Below are 20,642 nucleotides of genomic sequence, written 5' to 3' on the forward strand. Positions count from 1 at the left end.
AGACACGAGCTCATCGAGACCGATCGAACAGGAGTGGATGCAAAATGTACGACGTCATCGTTGTCGGCGCCAGGGTGGCAGGTTCCTCTGCAGCAATGTTGCTCGCACGGAAAGGATATCGAGTACTCGCGGTCGATCGGACGACGTTCCCGAGCGACACGGTCTCGACCCACTACGTTCATCAGGCAGGGCTCTCGCGGTTGAAGGACTGGGGGCTCCTGGACAAGGTGATCGAGTCCGGTTGCCCGCCGATTCGGCATCTGAACTTCTCGTACACGGACATCTCCCTCAACGGATTCGCAGACCCCATCGACGGACTCGACGCCGTGTACTGCCCCAGGCGCACCGTCCTGGACTCCATCCTGGTCGACGCCGCCCGCGAAGCCGGTGTCGAGGTCATCGAAAACTTCACCGTCGACGAGCTCGTGATGAGCGACGGCGTCGTGCAGGGGATTCGTGGACACGAGGGTGACGGACCGGAGCAGGAGTTCCGCAGCTCGATAGTGATCGGCGCGGATGGTGCCAATTCCACCGTCGCGAGCAAAGTCGGCGCGGACGTCTACAAGACGTCGCCCGGGGGCTGCTTCGTCTACTACTCGTACTACTCCGGGATCGACTGGGGCATGCAGCACCGCACCGGGTTCGGCGAGCAGCAGTTCGCGTCGTGGCCCACCAACGACGGTCTGAGTCTCGTTGCAGTCATGCGCAAGCGTGACCGGTTCCGCGACTTCCGCGGCGACCCCGATGCCAACCTCCAGGAGATCGTCGACGCGATCGACCCGAAGTACGGTGAAGAGCTGCGCGACAGCGGCGTTCGTGAAGAGCCGTTCCGTCCGATGCTGTATCCGGATAATTTCTACCGTCGCTCGTTCGGTCCCGGCTGGGCACTGGTCGGCGACGCCGGCTACCACAAGGATCCCTTCACCGGATGGGGAATCACCGACTCGTTCAGGTACGCCGAGCTGTTGTCCGATCGCGTATCCGAAGGTTTGAGCGGTTCTCGGCCGATGATCGATGCGCTCGAGGACTACCAGAACACCCGTGACGAGCAGAGTGCGGGCACCTACGAGTTGACCACGAGTATCTCCGAGCTGTCGCTGACGCCGTACTACGACTCGGTCTTCCGCGCTGCGAGCAAGAGTCCCGAGTACACGAAGAAGTTCTTCGGCCTCATCGCCGGAGGTATTCCCGGTGAGGTCTTCTTCTCTCCCACCAATCTCGCCGAGCTGTACGCGGAAGTAGACCTCCCGCAGGGCGACCGACACCTGACGTCGGCGTGAGCGCCACGACTCTGACCGTGGTGGGCGACAGCTTCGTCGAAGGCCGGGGCGACCCGGTCGAGGGCGGTGGCTACCGCGGCTGGGTCCCGCGGTTCGCAGGCCAGATCGGACTGCGCAGCAACAAAGTTCGCAACTTCGGTACCCATGGCGCCACGACGACGAATGTTCTCGACCTTCAGCTTCCCGGTGCCCTGTCGACCCGTTCCTCTCTTTACGGTGTCGTCGTGGGGGTCAACGATCTGGTGAGCGACTACGAGCGGGCGCGGTTCGAGGACAATCTGCATTCGATATTCGACAAGTTGCGGACGGGCGGGGCGACGGTGTTCACCGCGTCGTACCCGGATATCCCGGGGCGACTACCGGTTCCCGTCCAGTTCAGGGAACTGCTGCGTGAGCGTTTCACCGAAGCGAATGCCGCGCTCACCGAAGTTGCCCGCGCCACCGGGACGCTTCTGCTGGACATCGCCTCGTCCCCCCAGTGGTCGGAGGGTGAGATGTGGACGTTGGACGGCCTCCACCCGAGCTCGATCGGACACCGTCAGTTCGCAGCCTCCGCAGTAGAACTCGTCTACCAGACGACGGCCACCACCCTCGCAGCCTGACCTTCGCTCGCCGCACGTAACTTCGCACAAGAACCCGAGAGGACCATCGTGACCGACGAATCCACTACCGGATCCGACATCTTCGAAGACCGCCGACTCGCTCGCAACCCGATCGCGATCGTCGGCATGTCCGGATTGTTCCCGAAAGCCACGAGCCACCGGGAATACTGGCAGAACATCGTCGACGGTGTCGATTGCACCGAGGAGGTCCCGGAGTCTCGGTGGAGCCTCGACGATTATTTCGACGCCGACAGAACTGCCCCGGACAAGACCTACTCTCGCCGAGGGGCGTTTCTCCCCGACGTGGATTTCGATCCCCTCGAGTTCGGAATGCCGCCCAACCAGCTCGAAGTGACGTCGACGATGCAGACGCTGAGTTTGGGCGTTGCTCGTGATCTCTTGATCGACGCCGGCGCTACGGGATCGTCCTGGTACGACCCCGTTCGCACCGGTGTCGTGCTCGGCACGACCGGACCGGTTCCCTTGATGCATCCGCTCGCCGCACGCCTGTCCACGCCGATCCTGAAGGAGGCGGCGCGCAGCTGTGGTCTGTCGACCGAGGACGTCAACGCAATTTCCGAGAAGTTCACCGCGGCGTTCGCGCCGTGGGAGGAGAACTCGTTCCCCGGTCTGCTCGCCAACGTGGTCGCGGGCCGCGTCGCCAACAGGTTCGGGTTGGGCGGAATCAACTGCACGGTGGACGCTGCGTGCGCCGCATCGCTCGCAGCATTGCGGACCGCTGTCGCAGAGTTGCTGGACGGTCGTGCCGACACGATGATCACGGGCGGCGTCGACACCGAGAACTCAATTTTCATCTATCTCTGCTTCAGCAAGGTCGGCGCATTGTCGCCGACCGGGCAGATCAGCCCCTTCTCCGCGAACGCGGACGGCACGCTGCTCGGCGAGGGCATCAGTATGGTTGCACTCCGGCGCCTCTCGGACGCTCAGCGCGACGGGAACCGCATCTATGCAGTCATCCGCGGCCTCGGATCATCGAGCGATGGCCGGTCCAAAAGTATCTACGCACCCCGCGCGGAGGGGCAGCGGATCGCGCTCGACCGCGCCTACACCGACGCCGAGTGCTCACCGGCCTCGGTCGAGTTGTTCGAAGCGCACGCGACCGGTACAGCAGTCGGTGACCGAACGGAGATCGAAGCGCTCAACGGTCTGTTACGTGACGCTGGTGACGAGACCTCGTATGCCGCTGTCGGCAGTGTGAAGTCGCAGATCGGCCACACCAAGGGCGCCGCCGGTACCGCGAGCCTCATGAAACTTGCACTCGGGCTTTACCACAAGGTTCTTCCCGGCACCATCAACGTCGACAAGCCCAACCCGGGAATCGGCACGGACGAGGCGCTGTACGTCAACACCGCGACCCGCCCGTGGATTCGTGACCCGCGCCGACCGGTACGTCGTGCAGCAGTGTCGGCGATGGGTTTCGGCGGTACAAACTTTCACGTCGTTCTCGAAGAGAGCGACGCACCCCGCTCGGACGTACGACCGCTGCACAGCACGCCCCGCGTGCACGTGTGGCACGCAGGCGATGTCGACTCGCTGATCGAGGCCGTCCGCTCCGGCGAATCGGTCGGCGGCGGGGAGATACCGAACGATCACGCGCGGCTGGGCTTCGTCGCGATAGACGACGAGGACGAGGCGCAGTTGCGCGAGCTGGGCGTCGAACAACTGACCCTCAACAGAGATTCCGAGCAGTGGAGCCATCCGGAGGGCCTGTTCTTCCGCGCGACCGCCATGCCGGAGATCAAGGTCGGCGCGCTGTTCGCCGGACAGGGCAGCCAGTACGTCGATATGGGGACCGACGCTCTACTCAACACGCCGCCTGTCGCCGAGGCGTTCGACCTTGCGAACGTCGCTTTCGCGGACGCAGATCAACGGCTGGGCCACATTGTGTTCCCGCCGCCGGTGTTCGACGACGCGGCACGCGATCGGCACGACGCGATGCTGCGTCGAACGGAGTTCGCGCAACCCGCCATCGGCGCGCTGTCGGTGGGGCAGTACCAATTCTTCCGCGAACTCGGCTTCGAAGCAGATGCCCTGGCCGGACACAGCTTCGGCGAGCTGACTGCCCTGTGGGCGTCGGGCGCACTCGAGACCGGCGACTACTTCACCCTCGCGCGTGCCCGCGGGGCAGCGATGGCACCGACGTGCGACGGTGACAACGGCACCATGCTCGCCGTTGCCGCCTCCCGAGGGGATGTCGACGCGATCGTCGCGGATATCGACGACGCCTGGATCTGCAATCACAACGCGCCGGACCAAGTGGTGGTCGGCGGCGGGCGCAGTGCGATCGACACGGTGATCTCACGTGCCGCCGAGCGCGGTGTCGCCACCCGCGAACTCCCGGTGTCGGCCGCGTTTCATACCCCGTACGTCGCGCATGCAGTCGACGCATTCGCGCCCACTGTCGAAGCGGTCGGCATCGGCACCCCGTCCATCCCCGTCTACGCGAATTCACCGGACCGTCAGTACGGCTCGGACAGGGCCGAAAACACCGCTACGCTCGTCGGGCAATTGTTGAAACCAGTCGAGTTCGTTGCATCACTCGAGGCTATGCACGCCGACGGGTGCACCGTGTTCGTCGAATTCGGCCCGAAAAAAGTCCTGACGTCGCTGGTTCATCGCACCTTGGGCGACGACGTGGTCGCCATCGCCACGGACATCGGCCCGCTCGGGAACAGCGACCTCTCGCTCAAGCGTGCAGCCGCCCAGCTGATCGTGCTGGGTATCACGCTCGACAACGTCAACCGCTACGCCTCGACACCGGCCCCAACGAGTGCCGGAAGTGGAATGACAGTGTCGTTGTCGGCGCCGGAATATGTGCCGCCGACCCGCCGTAAGGCCTACGCCGATGCACTTGCAGACGGATACCGGGTGTCCGCGCTCGCGCCGACCGACACGTCCTCGGTCCCCGCCGCCTCCACGGCAGCAGTAGTCACCGTTCCGGCCGCTCCTGTCCAGCCCCCGCCCGCCCCGCAGGCAACTCGACCATCGGAGACGACCGTGCCCCACAACGATTCACCTCCCGCTACCTACGAGTCATCGCCCTTGACCGCGCACCTCGATACGCACGACCGGTACCTCGACGGCCAGCTCGAGCTGGCCCGTCACCTCGCTGAGGCGCTGAGCGCCGACCGAATCGACGACGGCCTGATGCGAGCGATCGAAGCAGTCAAGGACCACGGTGTGGCGATCAGCCACAGCCACACCCGTGCGACCGAGGTCTTGGGGCGTATCGCCGAACTGGAGATCGCGGGTAGCGTCTCCGGCTCCGAACCGATCCGGCCTGTCACGACGACCCGATCGACAAGGGTGGCGGCTCTGCAGGTCACACCCGATCCCGCACCGGCTGCGATTGCGCCCACCGCGCCTGCCGTCCCTGCACCTGCTGCCCCGGTTGCGGCGGCCCTGGAGCCGGTCGCGCAGATTCCGACCATCGTGTCGGTGTCCGAGACGGCTGCGGGCGTCACTGCCGACCAACTGCGCAGCGTCTTGCGCGAAGTCGTGGCCGACAAGACCGGTTACCCGGTCGAGATGGTGGATCCGTCGATGGATCTCGAGGCCGATCTCGGCGTCGATTCGATCAAGCGTGTGCAGGTGTTGGGCGCTGTGCAGGAGCGGTTCCCGTCGCTGCCGAGCCTCGGACCCGAGCAGCTCGGAACGCTGCGCACCCTCGATCAGATCGTCGAGCTTCTGGCCGCGGGGAGTGATGTCTACCCAAAAGCTGAAGCCGCGGCGACCTCGCCGCGGCACACCGTAGATCTTGCTGCCCTCCCGCCAGTGGATCGAATCGATGGATTGTTCGGAACCGACTCCAGTGCAATTGTTCTCGACCTCACGGACGACGGCGCGGATGCAGCCTCCATCACGATCGAGCTCAGCAACCACGGCTGGTCCGTCGAGCAGGTGTCGGCGACCGGCACCGTGAACGACATCGAGAGGACAGTGGCCGCAGCGTTCGACGCCGACGTGACGCTCGCTCTCGTCGTTGCGGGCGCGTCGAGTGGGTGGTCAGTTGCGAGTGAGCGGCTCACCGCGACACTGCTCGCGGCCAAGTATGCCAGTGTGTCCCTCGAACGCGCCGAAGGGCTCCGAAGGGCCTTCGTGACGTTGAGCCGACTCGACGGCGCGCTCGGATTCGCCGGGACGGTCGACCCGGTGTGCGCGTTGATCGGTGGCGTCGGCGGCGTGGTGAAAACGCTTGCTGCCGAGCGGCCCGGCCTGTTCTGCCGTGCCCTCGACGTCCATCCGACAGTCGGTGCCGATGCTCTTGTCGAGACACTGCTGATCGAGATATCGGATGCAGCTACGGACACGCTCGAAGTCGCGATCGGCGACAACGGTGACCGGTGGACGATCGTGCCCAGCCTGCACGGTTCGTCGTCGTCGCATACGGTTGTCGACCCCAGCGTGACGATGGGCGTCACCGAATTGACCGAGTCCGACGTGGTGCTCGTGACCGGGGGTGCGCGCGGTGTGACAGCGCTGTGTGCCCGCGAACTCGGCCGGCATACGGCCGCACGGTTCGTCCTCCTCGGCCGGACCGACCCGGACCTTGAACCTGCTTGGGCTCAGGGTGTGGACGACTCGGGTCTGCAGTCGGCAGCGCTGACGGCAATGGCAGGCTCCGGGGCCACCCCCCGTGATGTCGGCCGGGCCTGCGCAGCAATCCGTGCCGGCCGCGAGATAGCGGAAACCCTGGATGATCTCGGTGATCGCGCCCAGTACGTCGCTGTTGACGTCACCGACACCGATGCGGTGCGAGCAGGGTTGAGCGCGCTGGCGTCCGAGATCACCGTCGTGGTGCACGGCGCGGGTGTGCTCGCCGATTCGGCGATCGGCGCCAAAACGGTCGCCGACATCACCCGGGTTCTCGACCCCAAAATTGCCGGACTCGGTGCCGTGTTGGACGCGCTCGATGCGAACCACGGGCCCCTGCGCAGGATCGTTCTCTTCACGTCCGTCGCCGGGCTGTACGGCAATTCGGGCCAGGCGGACTACGCGGCCGCGAACGAGGCGCTCACCCGGTTCGCCGCAGCCCATGTGTCCTCTCGCCCGAACCTTCACGTGACGGCGATCGACTGGGGCGCGTGGGACGGCGGTATGGTCACGGCCCAGTTGCGCGAGCACTTCCTCGGACGTGGTGTGACCTTGCTCGATCCCGGTGTCGGTGCGCGCGCGTTCGCCGAACAGTTCACACACGACCGCCGCGACGACGTCGTGATTCTGGTGGGAGAGGCCGCGTCGTTGACCGACGGAACGCCGGCGCTGGGAGAACCGTTCGTTGCCACCAGGCGCCTGGCGAAGCTGGACACGAATCCGCTGGTTCAAGCGCACCGAATTGGTTCTCATCCGGTCCTTCCTGCGACATTCGGTCTCGGCGCGATGATCAACGTCGTCGAGCGTGCCTACCCCGGTCGGTGCGTCGTCGCGGTGCGCGATTTTCACGTACACAAAGGGATCGTGTTCGATCATCCGATCGAATCGATCGACATTCGTGTTGCACCCGACAACGACCGCACCGTTCGGGTGTTCGTCACCGGTGGCGACACGGCCAAGACGGTGTCGCACTACGTAGCGACGATGGATCTCGATCGACATCCTGCGCAGGCTCCTCGGATGAGTGCACCTCGCCTCGGTGGCGGAGTGCCTGCCGACGAGTTGTACCGCGATGCGCGGCAGTTCCACGCGCCCTTGCTGCACGGGATGCGGCGCGTTCTCGCGGATTCGGACAGCGAACTGGTACTCGAATGCGAGCTCGAGGGTGAGCCGCTCGAACTCGGGGCGTATGCCGGAGTCTTGCACAACCCAGTGCTCGCAGACGTCATCCTGCAGGGGCCGCCGGTGCTCGGTCATCGATTGCTGAATTCGGCCTGCCTACCCCTGGGCGTCGGCCGAATCGATTACTATGCACCGCTCCCCATGGGCGAGCCCTGGGCGGTGGTGGTCGACAACCCACGCGTGGGCGCCGTCGACGTGACCATCGACGCCACCGCCATCGGGGCCGACAGCACCGTGCTTCAGAAATTCTCCGACGTGACAGTGGTCACGACACCCGATCTGTCCGATATGTTCCGCGAATCAGTGAGGCAGTGGTCCCAATCATGAACGACGGCACTACACGAGACCACGGCGAAGGCGTGCTCGCCTTCGACGGCGAGGCGTTCGACCCAGTCGGAACCCCATCGATCCCCGCGCCATCCGCACCGGTGGCCGTCGTACCGAAAGCGGCCCGCCCGGCTGCGTTCGCACAGGCGCCACACCGCACGGTACCGGTTGCCGGACAGCACAACCCGTTGCGCGACATCAGGATTGCGGTTACGGAGGCGCACCGCGCACACCTCGATGCTCACACACGTGTCCAGCATGCGATTCTCCGGGCCGCCGGTACCGCGCCCGCACCACTGCGATCGCTCACCGTGGCACCCGTCACGGTGGCGGCCGAGGGAGCCTTCAAGCCACTCGCCCGTGCCAATCGCCGGACACTCGACCGCGCCGCGCTGGAGTCGTTGTCGCACGGCGACGTCGCCGCAGTGTTCGGAATGGACTACCACCAGGCCGAAGCCAACCCCGAGGTGCGTGTCGCAGCAGACTCGCCGCTGGTTCTCACCGCGATCACCGACATCGATGTGCGTGGCGGTGCGCTGAGTCACGGTCGCCTCCGCGCCCGGTTCGACGGTGACGCCACGACGGCGGCCGTGCAAGCAGTCGAGACGTTTGCCGTGTACGCCGGGTTGCATCTGTGTCTGGTCGACGCAACACTGACCGCTGCGCCGCCGTCACGGCTCGAGACCGGTTCGACGGAACTCGACGTTGTCGTCACTCAGATCGATCTCGTCCCCCGACCGCACCTCACCGCCGAAGTGATCGCGGGAGACGGCCGGAGCATCAGTGTCACGGTGACCGTCACGGAGAAGCCCGGTTCCGCGATCGGACCCGGAACCGGTGGCACCCTCGATCACTGGACCGGCCGGATCGGCCACGGTGGAGAACGCGTTCTACTCAACGAGTTCCATATGGCGCATCTCGCACACGGAGACCAAGGGATCGCACTCGGCCCCGAATTCGCGCACTTCACCGGGCACCGGTCGACGCGGCTGCCGACCGGCGGTCTGCTTCTGGTCGACCGCATCAGCCGATTCGACGGCACGCGTGGGGTTCTCGACAGCTCGGCGTCGTACGACAGCGAATACGACTCTCCCGCCGATTCGTGGTACTACGCGGACAGTGCCAATAACTCGGTGCCGCATTTCGTGTACATGGAGACCTCGCTGCAAGCGGCGCTGCTGATGGGCCTGTACGTCGGCCCTACACTCACCGCCCCCGACCAGACCCTCAGCCTGCGCAACCTCGGCGGCACGGCTACCGTGCTTCGTCAAGTGGATCTGCGCGACAAGACAATTGCGCAGTCGTCACGGCTGCTGTCGACGACCATGCTGCCCGGTTCGTCGCTCCAGACGTTCGACTACACCCTTTCAGTCGACGGAGAAGCGTTCTACCGCGGTGAGACGATGTTCGGCTACTTCAGCGACGAAGCACTGGGCAACCAGACCGGTCTCGACGCCGGGCGCACGAAGCCGACATGGCGCGAAACGAACGTTTCGAGCGCTGTTCGCACGATCGACATTGCAGCCCGCCGGAACGCGTCGGGAGCGCGCCTGTGCTCGCGAGGCACGTTGGCTCTGCTCGATCAGATCGACGTCGTCGACGGTGGTGGTGACCACGGCGTCGGATACCTGCACGCGGTGCGTCGGATAGATCCGGACGACTGGTTCTTCGCTCGACATTTCCACCTCGACCCGGTCATCCCCGGATCGCTCGGTGTGGAGACGGCGATCCAGGCCGTGCAGGAGTGGATGCTCGACGCCGGGTTCGATTCGGGCATGGCAGACCCGCAGTTCATGATCCCCGCCGACATCGACTTCACGTGGAAATACCGCGGCCAGTTTCTGCCTACAGATCGGCAATGTGAACTCGAAGTGCACATCAAGACAGTGGAGCGCAGAACCGACTCGGTGATCGTGACCGTCGACGCGTCCTTGTGGAAGCCAGGGCTGCGCATCTACGAACTCACCGACCTCGCCGTCGAGCTCGCTGACAACCCGACCCCTAACGGGGCACTCGCATGACCGCCGTGTTGGCACGCGCAGTGAGCGACGTGCGTTCGGTCCTGCTCGATCTCGACTCGCCGTGCTGGATCGTCGCCGACGCGGACGGAGTCGGAGCAACATCGGACCCGACGGTGTCCGCGAACGCGCGGGTGCTCAGCGCCGTCGGCCCGCTCGGCGCACGGTCGCTGGGAGACAGCGCGTTCCGGCGGTTCCACGGCGTGCGTTACTCGTACGCCGCCGGAGCGATGGCCAACGGGATCGCGTCACCGGACATGGTGATCGCGCTCGCACGGGCGGGGTACCTCGCGTCGTACGGCGCCGCAGGTGTGGTTCCCACCCGCATCGAGGCTGCGCTGACCACCATTCGGCAGGCGCTCGGCAACACTCCTTTCGCGTGCAATCTCATCCACAGTCCCACCGAACCTGTGCTCGAGAAGGCCATCGTCGATGCGTGTCTCAGGCATGCGGTGACAACCATCGAAGCGTCGGCCTTCATGGGTCTGACCCTGCAACTGGTGCGTTATCGAGTGAGCGGGCTGACGCTCGGCCGCGATGGACGCGTCGAGCCGCGGCATCGGGTGGTCGCCAAGGTGTCAAGAGCCGAAGTAGCCGAACATTTTCTTCGGCCGGCGCCTGCGCCGATGCTGCGGGCCTTGCTCGACGCCGGTGATATCACCGCCGACCAGGCGCAGTGGGCCGAACGCATCCCGATGGCCGACGACATTACCGCCGAGGCCGATTCGGGCGGTCACACCGACCGACGTCCTCTGACGGTTCTGCTGCCGGACCTGATCATGCTGCGGGACAGAATTGCTCGCGAACAACCGGGACCGTCCGAGGTCCGGATCGGCGCGGCGGGTGGAATCGGCACGCCACAGGCTGTGGCGGCGGCGTTCGCGATGGGCGCCGCGTACGTGGTGACCGGCTCGATCAATCAGGCGTCCGTGGAAGCCGACCAATCGGACACGACGAAGGCGCTCCTGGCGTCGTCCGGGGTCGCCGACTGCACGATGGCTCCGTCGTCGGACATGTTCGAACTGGGTGTGCAGGTGCAGGTTCTGCGGCGTGGGACGATTTTCGCCGCGCGCGCGCACCGGCTGTACGAGACCTATCGCGAGTACGACGGTATCGAGGCCATTCCAGCTGCACGCCGGGCCGACCTCGAGAAGTCGATCTTCGCGAGACCACTCGACGACGTATGGGCGGGATGTGTCGACTACTTCACCGAACGTGACCCGGGCCAGCTCTTGGGCGCCGAACGGGACCCGAAGCGCAAGATGGCCCTGATCTTCCGGTGGTACCTCGGATTGTCGTCGGGCTGGAGTATCCGCGGCGAATCCGATCGCACAGCCGACTACCAAATCTGGTGCGGACCGGCGATGGGCGCCTTCAACAGCTGGGTCTCCGGTACGCACCTTGCTGCGCCGACGAATCGCCGGGTCGCGGACATCGCCCACCACATGATGGTCGGCGGTGCCTACGCGACCCGTATCGCCTCGCTGCGCAGCGCAGGGGTTCGCTTGCCCGCCCGTGCCGCTCACTATGTGCCGGAGCCGCAACGATGACGGAGCCGGATAGGACGGCGAGCCTGCTTACGACCGTTGCCCGTTACAGCGAGCAGTACGTACGGGACGGCCGTGCCGACAGTACCCGGGTCGAGGCGGACCGAGATCGATTGCGTGCGGACTTCGTTCGACCCCTGCCCAGGCGCGGCGAGGAACCGCACGATGTGGTCTCCGAGCTCGTCTCCCGCGGCGAACCAGGGCTGCTGCACTCTGGAGCGCCTACCTTCGTCGGCTTCGTCATGGGCGGCGCGTACCCCGTTGCGGTCGCAACCGAGTGGCTGACGTCGGTGTGGGATCAGTGCGGGGCGCTGTACGCGACCAGCCCCGTTGCCTCGGTCGTCGAGGAAACGGTCACGCGGTGGCTGATCGACCTGTTCGGGCTGCCGTCGGGCGTGTCTGTGGGAGTGACCACCGGCTGTGCGACGGCGAACCTGACCGGGCTGGCCGCGGCCCGTCACGCCGTGCTCGCCGCCGCAGGCTGGAACGTCGACGACGACGGCCTGATCGGCGTCCCCGCGCCCCGCATTCTGGTCAGCAAGGGGTGTCACGTCACGGTGACCCGCGCGATTCGCCTGCTCGGCATGGCCGGACAGGTCTACCCGGTCGAGGTGGACGATCAGGGCCGAATGTCGCTGCCCGCGTTCACCGATCGTCTCGATTCGACGTCGGGCCCGCTGATCGTGTGCGCTCAGGTCGGCAACGTCGACTCCGGTTCCGTCGACCCACTGGTCGACATCTGCCGGCTGACGCACGAGCGCGGGGGGTGGGTACACGTCGACGCGGCCTTCGGTATGTGGGCCGCTGCAGGACCCACCGTGCGCCGTCACGTGTCGGGACTCGCCGCCGCGGACTCGTGGGCGACGGACGCACACAAATGGCTGAACGTGCCCTACGACTGCGGTATCGCACTGTGTGCACACCCCGAGGCGCATCGCGCGGCGCTACGAACCAGCGCAGAATACTTGACCGTCGCCACCGACGGGGACCGAGATCCCGTCGACTACTCACCGGACATGTCACGCCGCGCGCGCAGCCTGGTGTTATGGGCGACGCTACGCCACCTCGGCCGGGACGGTGTCGCCGAACTCATCGATCGATGCTGTCGGCTCGCACGAGAACTGGCGTCGAACCTGGATGGCGAGGCCGGGATCACCGTCGTCAACGAGGTCGTGCTCAATCAGGTCCTGGTTCGCTTCGACCCTCCGGACGGTGACGCGGCCGGCCACCTGAGCCGCGTCGTCGCCGCTGTGCAGCAATGCGGGACGGGCCGGGCCAGCCCGACGACGTGGTTCGGTCGCCCCACACTCCGACTGTCGTTGTGCAACTGGCAGACCGACCGCGCCGACATCGATCGGATCCTCGCCGCGCTGGTAGGCGCCCATCGCGAGGCCACCACACAGCACGAAACGGTACTTTTGGAGGAATTCGTATGTCCGCTGCCCATGTGACACCGCCTGAACCGACCGTAACCGGTCAGCCCGACCTCGACGCAGTCGTCGCAACACTCACGGCGTCGTTCGGTCAGGACCCGGTCATCGAGTGGGCGATTCCCTCGGACACGTCCGAGCGTAAGCGCTACCTCGACGCGTTCTTCGGCATCGTCACCAAGGACATCCTTGATCGCGGCGGAATGGCCGCGACCTCACCCGATAACGACGCCGTTCTCGTATGGTCGACACCCGACGACGTCGTGGCCACCGACGATGAGAACACAGTCCTACTCGACCGACTCGAATCGGCCACCGGGCCCACCGGACGCCGCGTCCGCATCCTGATCGAACTGCTTGATGCACATCACCCGGCCAACCTTCCGCCGCACTGCCACGTGATGTTCGCGGCGGTGCGCGAACGTTCACGGGGTACAGGAGTGCGGGGGACGATGACCGGTGCTCTTCGCGAACTGCGACTCGCTGACGGTGTCGGTGTCTACGCGGAAGCGTCCAGCGAGCGCAGCCTTCGGCTGTGGGAGCGTCTGGGACTGTCCCGTGTGGGTTCGGAGATCGTTCTCCCCGACGGTGGACCGAAGCTGTTCCCGATCTTCGCTGGACCGTAGACGCGCGCAAGCACGCACTTTCCGAATCAAGTTCACCCCGAGTCGACCTTGTCGACTCGGGGTGAACCTCGATTGGTGCTTACTTGAGGCCGGAGCGAACAAACGCATTGACGATGTGGCGCTGCAGCACGATGTAGAGAAGAAAGACAGGCAGGCACGCCATTCCTGCGACCGCCATCATCGGGCCCCAATCGTTGCCCTCGGTTCCCATGAAACTGCGTAACCCGAGCTGAAGGACAGAGTTGCTACGCTGCAGAACCACTGCAGGCCAGAAGTATTCGTTCCAGGAGTTGATGAACAGAAGGATGGACAGCGCCGCGAGAGCCGGGCGCAGATTGGGTACCACGACCGTCCACAGGATCGACCAGGACGACCGGCCGTCCATCCGCGCAGCCGCCACCAGTTCCTTCGGAAAACTGGTCATGTGTTGCCGCAACATCAACACACCGAGTGCCGAACACAGCGTTGGCACGACGACGCCGGCAAGAGTGTTTATCAGACCCATTTGGTACAGCAGAACGTAATTGGGCAGCATGGTGACTTGGAACGGTACCAACCACGTCCCGATGAATGCCAGGTACAGGATCTTCTGGAAACGGAATGTGTACATCGCGAACGCGTACGACGCGAGCAGGGCGATGAGCAGTTGCGCCGCGGCGGAGACGAACGCGACACCGAACGTGTTCAGCAGAAGTCCGACGATGTCGACTTTCGATGCGGCGTCCGTGTAGTTCTCGATCGAGAGCGGCCACGGAAACGGTGAGAGGGACCCGACGTCGCCGGGCCGGCGCAACGATGTCGCGAACAGCCAGTAGATCGGGAACGCACACAGCACGGCGATGACGATCAGCACTGCGTGCCCGCGAATCCGGCGCAGAAGATCGCCGTTGCTCTCGACGGTGTCGGGCGTGCCGGTGTCCCGCATGTCAGTTGTCATGAAACGTAATCCGTTCGGAGAGCCAGACGAGGACACCCGCGATCGCGCCGAATCCCACGAACAGCACAATGCCTGCGGCGGCGCTGAGTCCGGCGTCGAAGCTGTGGAACCCGTAGTCCCACAACAGGTAATAGATGTTGGTCGTCGATTGCGATGGCCCGCCCTGGGTCAGGGTGTCGATCAGCGGGAACGTCCACTGCGCACTGAGCAGGACGGTCATGAGCATGAGGAACACCAGTGTAGGGGAGAGCAACGGCAGAGTGATCCAGCGATCGATCTGCCACCGCGACGCGCCGTCCATCTGGGCGGCCTCGGAGTAGTCGCTGTTCACACCCGCCATGCCAGCGGACACCACGAGCACCGCGAACCCGAGGAAGTGCCACCCTGTGATGATGATGATCACGGGGTGAGCGGTGGCAGTGTCCTGGATCCAGTTGCGGTCCGCGCCGAGAATCCGGTTGACGATCCCGGCGCTCGGATCGAGCAGCCACTGCCACACCGCCGCACCCGCGACCGGTGCGATGAGGAACGGCGCGAAGATGATGCTCTGGTACACCACGCGCGCTCGCCCGTGCACGCCGCGCGTCGCGAACGCGATCACGACGGGCAGAACGATCGAGAAGGGGAGCAGGGCGAGGATCAGGACCACCGTGCGCCAGATGGAGTCACCGACCGCCGGCAACTCGAGCAAGCGACGGTAGTTATCTGTACCCACTGCCTGCATCGGCGTTGTGGGCAACAGGTTCCACGAATACGTCGACAGCTGGGCGGCCTGGACGAGTGGACGATAGGTCCACACGACGAGCAGGGCGATTGCCGGTGTCAGATAAAGATACGGCTGTGCGACACGCAAGAAACGTGCCATGAATGGAACCCGGACGGTTCGCGCGGGTTCCGAGGTCGCCACCTCGGGCGGTGCCGGGCGGTCGAGAACGCTGACGAACACGTCTCATCCCGCCTGGAGCGACAGCGCTGCGAGCTTGTCGAGGACGTCCTGCATCGACTCGTCGTACACGGTCGCAGCCGGGGTGGCCTCCACCGCAGTGGCAACGAAGGAAGACCCGAACATGTCGACGCGGGTGAAACCGAACCCGACGACACCGCGGTGTCGGCCTACGGGCGGTACCGGATCGACGCGGTACGACATGGCGGGACCCACCCACACCGGAATTCCCGCGATCGCACCCGAACCCGTGTGATGCGCGTGCCCACATAGGATCATGCCTACGTCGGACCCGACGAGAACGGCCTCGAGATGCTCCGAGTGCTGCAGCCGAAGTGAATTGACCGACGTCACCGGTGACGGGATCGGTGGGTGGTGCAGCACCAGGATCGTGCCGCCGGGGGCGGGCTCGGCGAGAACGCCGGTCAGCCAGGACAACTGGCTCGGCTCGAGTCGGCCGTCGTGCCTTCCGGCCGTCGTGCTGTCCAGCACGACGATCCGGACGCCCGCGACGTCGACGACCGCGTCGACTGGGCCGTCGGCCCGCGGTGGGGCAATCAACTCGTCGACGAACGCTTCCCGGTCGTCGTGATTGCCCATCGCATAGATCACCACTGCACCCAGTGCGTCGGCGGCGGGAACGACCGCGTCGCGCAACCGGCGGTAGGCCTCCGGTTCACCGTCGTCGGTGAGATCACCGGAGAGAATCAGGGCGTCGATGCGGTGCCCGGAGTTCACCAGTCGATCGAGGACCGTGTGCAGGTTGTCGAGTGTGTCGACGACACCGTGCACCTTTTCGCCCTCTCTGCGAATGTGTGTGTCCGTCAACTGGACGACGGTGAAATCTGGGCCAGTCATCTCGTGTCCTTTCATAGGCGGCGGCCTCGGCGGGGTCGTCGAATTACTGAGCGGGGAGAAGTGTGGTGCCCTGATCGGAGGCGGCCTGCAGCGTCGGGCCCGGTTCCGCACCCTGGTAGACGATCGATTCGACGGCATCCATCATCCCGTCACGAACCTGCAGATAGTTGTTGCCGGGCATGGACACCCACGGCTCCATCGACTCGAGCTGCTGGATGTTCGGTCCGATCAGCGGGCTCTTCGCCGCCCACTCCTGGAGCCCGTCGGGATCGTCGACGAGCCCGGTGCGCAACGGCAGGTAGCCGATGCCCTGGGAAATAGTGGTGTAGGACTGCTCGCTGGTCAGGAACTTCATAAGCTCCCATGACGCGCGCTGCTTCGCGGGATCGGACGCGAAGGTGAACAACGACGCGCCCGAGTTGGTCGGAACGACGGGCTTGTCGTCGAAGGATGGCATCGTGGTCGCGCGCAGATCCCACTTGTCTTTGGCGCCCTTGGTGAATGTTCCCTGTATTGCGCTGGTCTCGAGGATCATTCCCATATCGCCACGGGCGAAGGCCTCGTAGCCCTGCTGCTGACTCAACACCGGCGTCGCACCGTCGGCGACCAGTTTTTGCGCCATCGTCGTGGCCTCGACGGCCGCATCGTCGGCGAATTCGAGTGACGTCCGGTCCTCGGAGATGACCCGTCCGCCGTTCGACCGGACCAGACTTTGGAAGCACCAGTCCTTCGCGGACTTGGTGAGGCAATCGAGGTAGACCCCGCCCTTGCCGGTGCGCTCGGCGATGGTCTTGGCCGCGTCGGCAACTTCGTTCCACGTCGAGGGTGGATCGGCGGGATCGAGGCCGGCCTGCTCGAACAGCGTTGCGTTGTAATAGAAGACGGGTGTGGAGAACACGAAGGGGACGCCGTACGTGGTGCCCTCCCAGTCGGCGAGAGTGCGTGCCTTAGGTGCGTAGGCGTGTTTCGTTCCGTCGAAGTTCTTCTGCACCTCGTCCTTGCCGAAGAGGTTGTCGAGCGAGCGGGCTCCCAGCTGGTTGATGGTGAAGTCCAGGTCGCTGAACCCGAGCTGCGCAACATCCGGGGGCGTGCCCGCGACGGTTTGGTTCTGAATACTCGAAACAGTGTCCGTTGCGGGGTTCGGGCTGTTTCCCTGCGGTTTCTGTGCGGTGACGGTGATATTCGGATGCTGCTTCTCGAATTCGCCGATCAGGGTGTTGAACGTGTCGGTCCACGCGCCGGCGAGGCCGTAGTTGTAGCTTTCGAAGACGATCGAGACCTGTTGGTCGTCGGTCAGTTCGGGCACCGGCGCGGAGGCAGATGTCGCATCCGTCGTCGTGGTGCTGCCGAGACCGCCGCACGCGGTCAGTACGAGCGCGCTCGTCACGAGTGCGCCCACGCCGAGAAGGGTCCTGTTCACTGTTGCTCCTGGTCAGTTTGGGTCAGGGGTGGGATCTAAGAGGTGAGAACGGGGATGCTCGTCTCCCGAGCGGTGGTGTCGAGGTCGGCCGCGTCCTCGGGCTGCCAGACCAACCGGCGCCCGGTGTCGCGGTCGAAGAGGTGGATGTCTGACGTATCCAGGCCGAGGTGGACCGTATCACCGGGTCGTACGCCGGCCGGCCGGGAAACTCTCGCGCACAGAGCATTAGGCCCTACGAGCACGTGGACCAGTTCTTCGCTGCCGAGGTTCTCCACGGTGACGACCGTCGCCGGGGTTCCCGCACCGTCGAGGTTCAGGACGATGCGCTCCGGGCGAATGCCGACGGTCACACTGCGATCGGCGACGCCGGCGGACGAGATGCCGAGTGGCACCCAGAAATCAGGTGCCTCCACGTACAGCTCGCCGCCTCGGCTCACCACGTCGGCCTGCAGGAGGTTCATGGGCGGCGCACCGAGGAAGCCGGCGACGAAGGTGGACCGGGGGGTGTCGTAGAGCTCGGTTGGGGTGCCTACCTGCTCCAGGCGCCCGTCGTTCATCAATGCGATTCGAGAGGCCATCGTCATGGCTTCGACCTGGTCATGGGTGACGTACAGAAACGTGCTCCCGATACGGTGGTGGAGTTCGATGAGCTCGGTGCGCGTCGCGCTTCGCAGTTTTGCGTCCAGGTTGGACAGGGGTTCGTCCATCAGGAATGCACCCGGATCACGAACCATGGCTCGTGCCAAGGCAACTCGTTGCCGCTGGCCACCCGATAGTTCACCTGGCCGCCGTGCCAGCAGTGGAGTCAGGTCGAGAAGCGCCGCCACTCTTGCGACACTGTCGGCGACGGATTGTCGCGCCATTTTTCGGGTGCGCAAGGGAAATCCGATGTTCTTGGCGACGGTCAGATGGGGGTACAGCGCGTAACTCTGGAAGACCATCGCAAGATCTCGCTGGCGCGGCGGCGCTGATGTGATGTCGTTGTCGTCGAGCAGAATCCGACCCGACGTCGGCTGGGTCAACCCGGCCACCATTCGCAGGAGGGTGGACTTGCCGCACCCGCTCGGCCCGAGGAGAACCATGAATTCGCCGTCCGCGATGTCGAGGCTGACGTCGTGAATCGCGTGGGTAGTACCGAATTTCTTCGATACCGATTGGAGTTGAATTCGACTCACTGTGTGTCTCCTTGCCGTGCCCGTGATCCGTGGGAACATGCCAACACGCCGTTGTGTACTCGAGGTGAACACCGGTTGCCTTCAGCCTGCGTCGGGAGCAATGTGGACGCGTGGACCTGGGCCGATAGGATTTTCGGGTGCGTGCGATCGGCGTCGCGCGACCGCCGAGGCTCGGTGAACCCGGCATCGACCAGCCAGGATAGGAAGAGACTATCGCCGTCCACCGAAAGTATGGTGGCCGCAAAGCAATTCGTATTCCGAGCATACGATATTCGGGTGACTTCGGATAGTGACATCTCCAGGACCGATATTCCCACCGACCGGCCCGAACTCCGTCGTCGAACACTCCTGTGGGGCATCTGCGCGGTGACGTTCGTCGTCTACCTCGATACCAGTATCGCTCCGGTGGCGATACCGACCATCGCAGACCGTCTCGGTGGCGGAGACACTGCAGCGCAGTGGATTCTGGATGCGTACACCCTGGCCATCGCGTGTCTGCTGCTGTCGGGCGGGCTGCTCGGCGACCGATTCGGGAATCGGCGCATGTTGCTCGGTGGCACCGGCGCGTTCGGACTCGCATCGGTCGTCTGCGCTCTCGCGCCGAGCATGGGCGTGCTGATCGCGGGCCGCGCCTTGCAGGGTGTGTGCGCCGCAGTCATCGTTCCCTTGTCCGTCGCGGCGTTGACCACACACTTCCCAGACCCGACGGCCCGCGCGAAGGCCATCGGTCTGTGGGGTGGCACCGCGGGAGTAGCCCTCGCGCTCGGGCCGCTGGTCGGCGGGGTACTGGTGTCATCGGTGGGATGGCAGTCCCTGTTCTGGATCAACGTTCCGATCACGGTGTTCGCGCGGGGCGCGATGCGTCTGTCTCTGCAGCACAAGGGGAGGCCGCGCGGCGGTGGTATCGACGTCCTCGGCCAGACCCTCTTCATTGCGGCGGGTGTCGGCGTCACCCTCGCGCTCGTCGAGGGACCGCATCGCGGCTGGACGCATCCGTTCGTGCTGGTGACCCTGGCAGGCGCGGCGCTGTCGGTGGCGGCGTTCGTGGTGTGGGAGCGCCGCACCGAGCAACCGATGTTGCCGCCCGGACTGCTTCGCGTTCCGGAGGTCTTCGCCGCGTGTGCAGTCAACTTCCTCGGATTGTTCGGCCTCTACGGGGTGCTGTTCATCCTGACGCTGTACCTGCAGGGGGAGCGGGGCCTCAGTCCGATCGCGACGGGTCTCGAGTTTCTCCCACTGTTCGGCGCAATGGGCGTCGGGTCGTTGACCGCATCGTACGTCGCCGGTCGGCTCGGTACCCGGCCGACGATGTTGCTCGGGCTCGGCTCGATCTGCGTCGGGATGCTGGGTCTGTTGTCGATTCCGGCGGGCGCACCGTTCGCGGTGTACGGAGTGGCTCTCGCCTTACTCGGGATCGGCATACCGCTCTCCGGAGGTGTCGTGGCGATTGCCGCGATGATGAACGCGGTTCCGGCGGAGTCCGTGGGTGCCGCATCAGGTGCAATGAATACGTTCCGGCAGTTCGGGGCCGTGTTCGGGGTGGCCGCCGCGGCCATTGCGTCGCCGCGCGTGGGTGACGAGGTGACGTCGATGTCGACGACATTCGTGATCGCTGCGGTGGGAGCCTTGGCGGGTGCGGTCCTGACGGCCGTCGTGCTACGGCCGTCAGGACCACGCGAATGA

At 65.2% G+C, this 20,642-nt stretch carries 13 protein-coding genes; 8 read left to right on the forward strand and 5 right to left on the reverse strand.

The window, feature by feature from the left end; genetic code table 11:
* Positions 1-44: 44 nt before the first annotated feature.
* Genes QMK32_RS21485 through QMK32_RS21515 form a run of 7 tightly spaced genes read left to right on the forward strand, consistent with a single transcriptional unit; the run spans position 45 to position 13,626 of the window.
* Positions 45-1,280 (forward strand): NAD(P)/FAD-dependent oxidoreductase, encoded by a 1,236-nt coding sequence (locus QMK32_RS21485; protein WP_283477358.1) that lies wholly within the window; start codon positions 45-47, stop codon positions 1,278-1,280.
* On the forward strand, positions 1,277-1,882 hold the full coding sequence (locus tag QMK32_RS21490; protein ID WP_283477359.1) for an SGNH/GDSL hydrolase family protein: 606 nt from the start codon (positions 1,277-1,279) through the stop codon (positions 1,880-1,882). The genes QMK32_RS21485 and QMK32_RS21490 overlap by 4 nt, the downstream gene beginning before the upstream one ends.
* Before the next feature lie 48 nt (positions 1,883-1,930).
* The gene (locus QMK32_RS21495; RefSeq protein WP_283477360.1) at positions 1,931-8,005 is read left to right on the forward strand and encodes a type I polyketide synthase; all 6,075 of its coding nucleotides are present in this window, start codon (positions 1,931-1,933) and stop codon (positions 8,003-8,005) included.
* A complete protein-coding gene (locus tag QMK32_RS21500) occupies positions 8,002-10,026 on the forward strand; it encodes a hotdog family protein (protein ID WP_283477362.1) in 2,025 nt (674 codons plus the stop codon). Before QMK32_RS21495 ends, QMK32_RS21500 begins: the two co-directional genes overlap by 4 nt.
* A complete protein-coding gene (locus QMK32_RS21505; protein WP_283477364.1) occupies positions 10,023-11,573 on the forward strand; it encodes a PfaD family polyunsaturated fatty acid/polyketide biosynthesis protein in 1,551 nt (516 codons plus the stop codon). Before QMK32_RS21500 ends, QMK32_RS21505 begins: the two co-directional genes overlap by 4 nt.
* Positions 11,570-13,021 (forward strand): pyridoxal phosphate-dependent decarboxylase family protein, encoded by a 1,452-nt coding sequence (locus tag QMK32_RS21510; protein ID WP_283477366.1) that lies wholly within the window; start codon positions 11,570-11,572, stop codon positions 13,019-13,021. The genes QMK32_RS21505 and QMK32_RS21510 overlap by 4 nt, the downstream gene beginning before the upstream one ends.
* On the forward strand, positions 13,003-13,626 hold the full coding sequence (locus QMK32_RS21515; RefSeq protein WP_283477367.1) for an N-acetyltransferase: 624 nt from the start codon (positions 13,003-13,005) through the stop codon (positions 13,624-13,626). The genes QMK32_RS21510 and QMK32_RS21515 overlap by 19 nt, the downstream gene beginning before the upstream one ends.
* A gap of 79 nt (positions 13,627-13,705) precedes the next feature.
* On the opposite strand, the gene QMK32_RS21520 is transcribed toward QMK32_RS21515, so the two are convergent.
* From QMK32_RS21520 to QMK32_RS21540, 5 genes are all read right to left on the reverse strand, one after another.
* Positions 13,706-14,563, reverse strand: coding sequence for a carbohydrate ABC transporter permease (locus QMK32_RS21520; protein ID WP_283477369.1), 858 nt, complete (start codon positions 14,561-14,563; stop codon positions 13,706-13,708).
* Positions 14,553-15,428 carry a carbohydrate ABC transporter permease gene (locus QMK32_RS21525; protein ID WP_283477370.1) on the reverse strand — a complete coding sequence of 292 codons (876 nt, stop codon included), beginning with the start codon at positions 15,426-15,428 and terminating at the stop codon, positions 14,553-14,555. Before QMK32_RS21525 ends, QMK32_RS21520 begins: the two co-directional genes overlap by 11 nt.
* 84 nt (positions 15,429-15,512) lie before the next feature.
* Positions 15,513-16,364 carry a metallophosphoesterase gene (locus QMK32_RS21530; protein ID WP_283477372.1) on the reverse strand — a complete coding sequence of 284 codons (852 nt, stop codon included), beginning with the start codon at positions 16,362-16,364 and terminating at the stop codon, positions 15,513-15,515.
* 43 nt (positions 16,365-16,407) lie between these two features.
* Positions 16,408-17,784 (reverse strand): ABC transporter substrate-binding protein, encoded by a 1,377-nt coding sequence (locus tag QMK32_RS21535; protein WP_283477375.1) that lies wholly within the window; start codon positions 17,782-17,784, stop codon positions 16,408-16,410.
* Positions 17,785-17,819: 35 nt separating this feature from the next.
* On the reverse strand, positions 17,820-18,959 hold the full coding sequence (locus QMK32_RS21540; protein ID WP_283477377.1) for an ABC transporter ATP-binding protein: 1,140 nt from the start codon (positions 18,957-18,959) through the stop codon (positions 17,820-17,822).
* 276 nt (positions 18,960-19,235) lie between these two features.
* On the opposite strand from QMK32_RS21540, the gene QMK32_RS21545 reads away from it, so the two are divergent.
* Entirely contained in the window at positions 19,236-20,642 is a 1,407-nt protein-coding gene (locus tag QMK32_RS21545; RefSeq protein ID WP_283477378.1) for an MFS transporter, read from the forward strand.

Source organism: Rhodococcus sp. H29-C3, from assembly GCF_030063405.1.
In the GTDB taxonomy this organism is placed as follows: domain Bacteria; phylum Actinomycetota; class Actinomycetes; order Mycobacteriales; family Mycobacteriaceae; genus Rhodococcoides.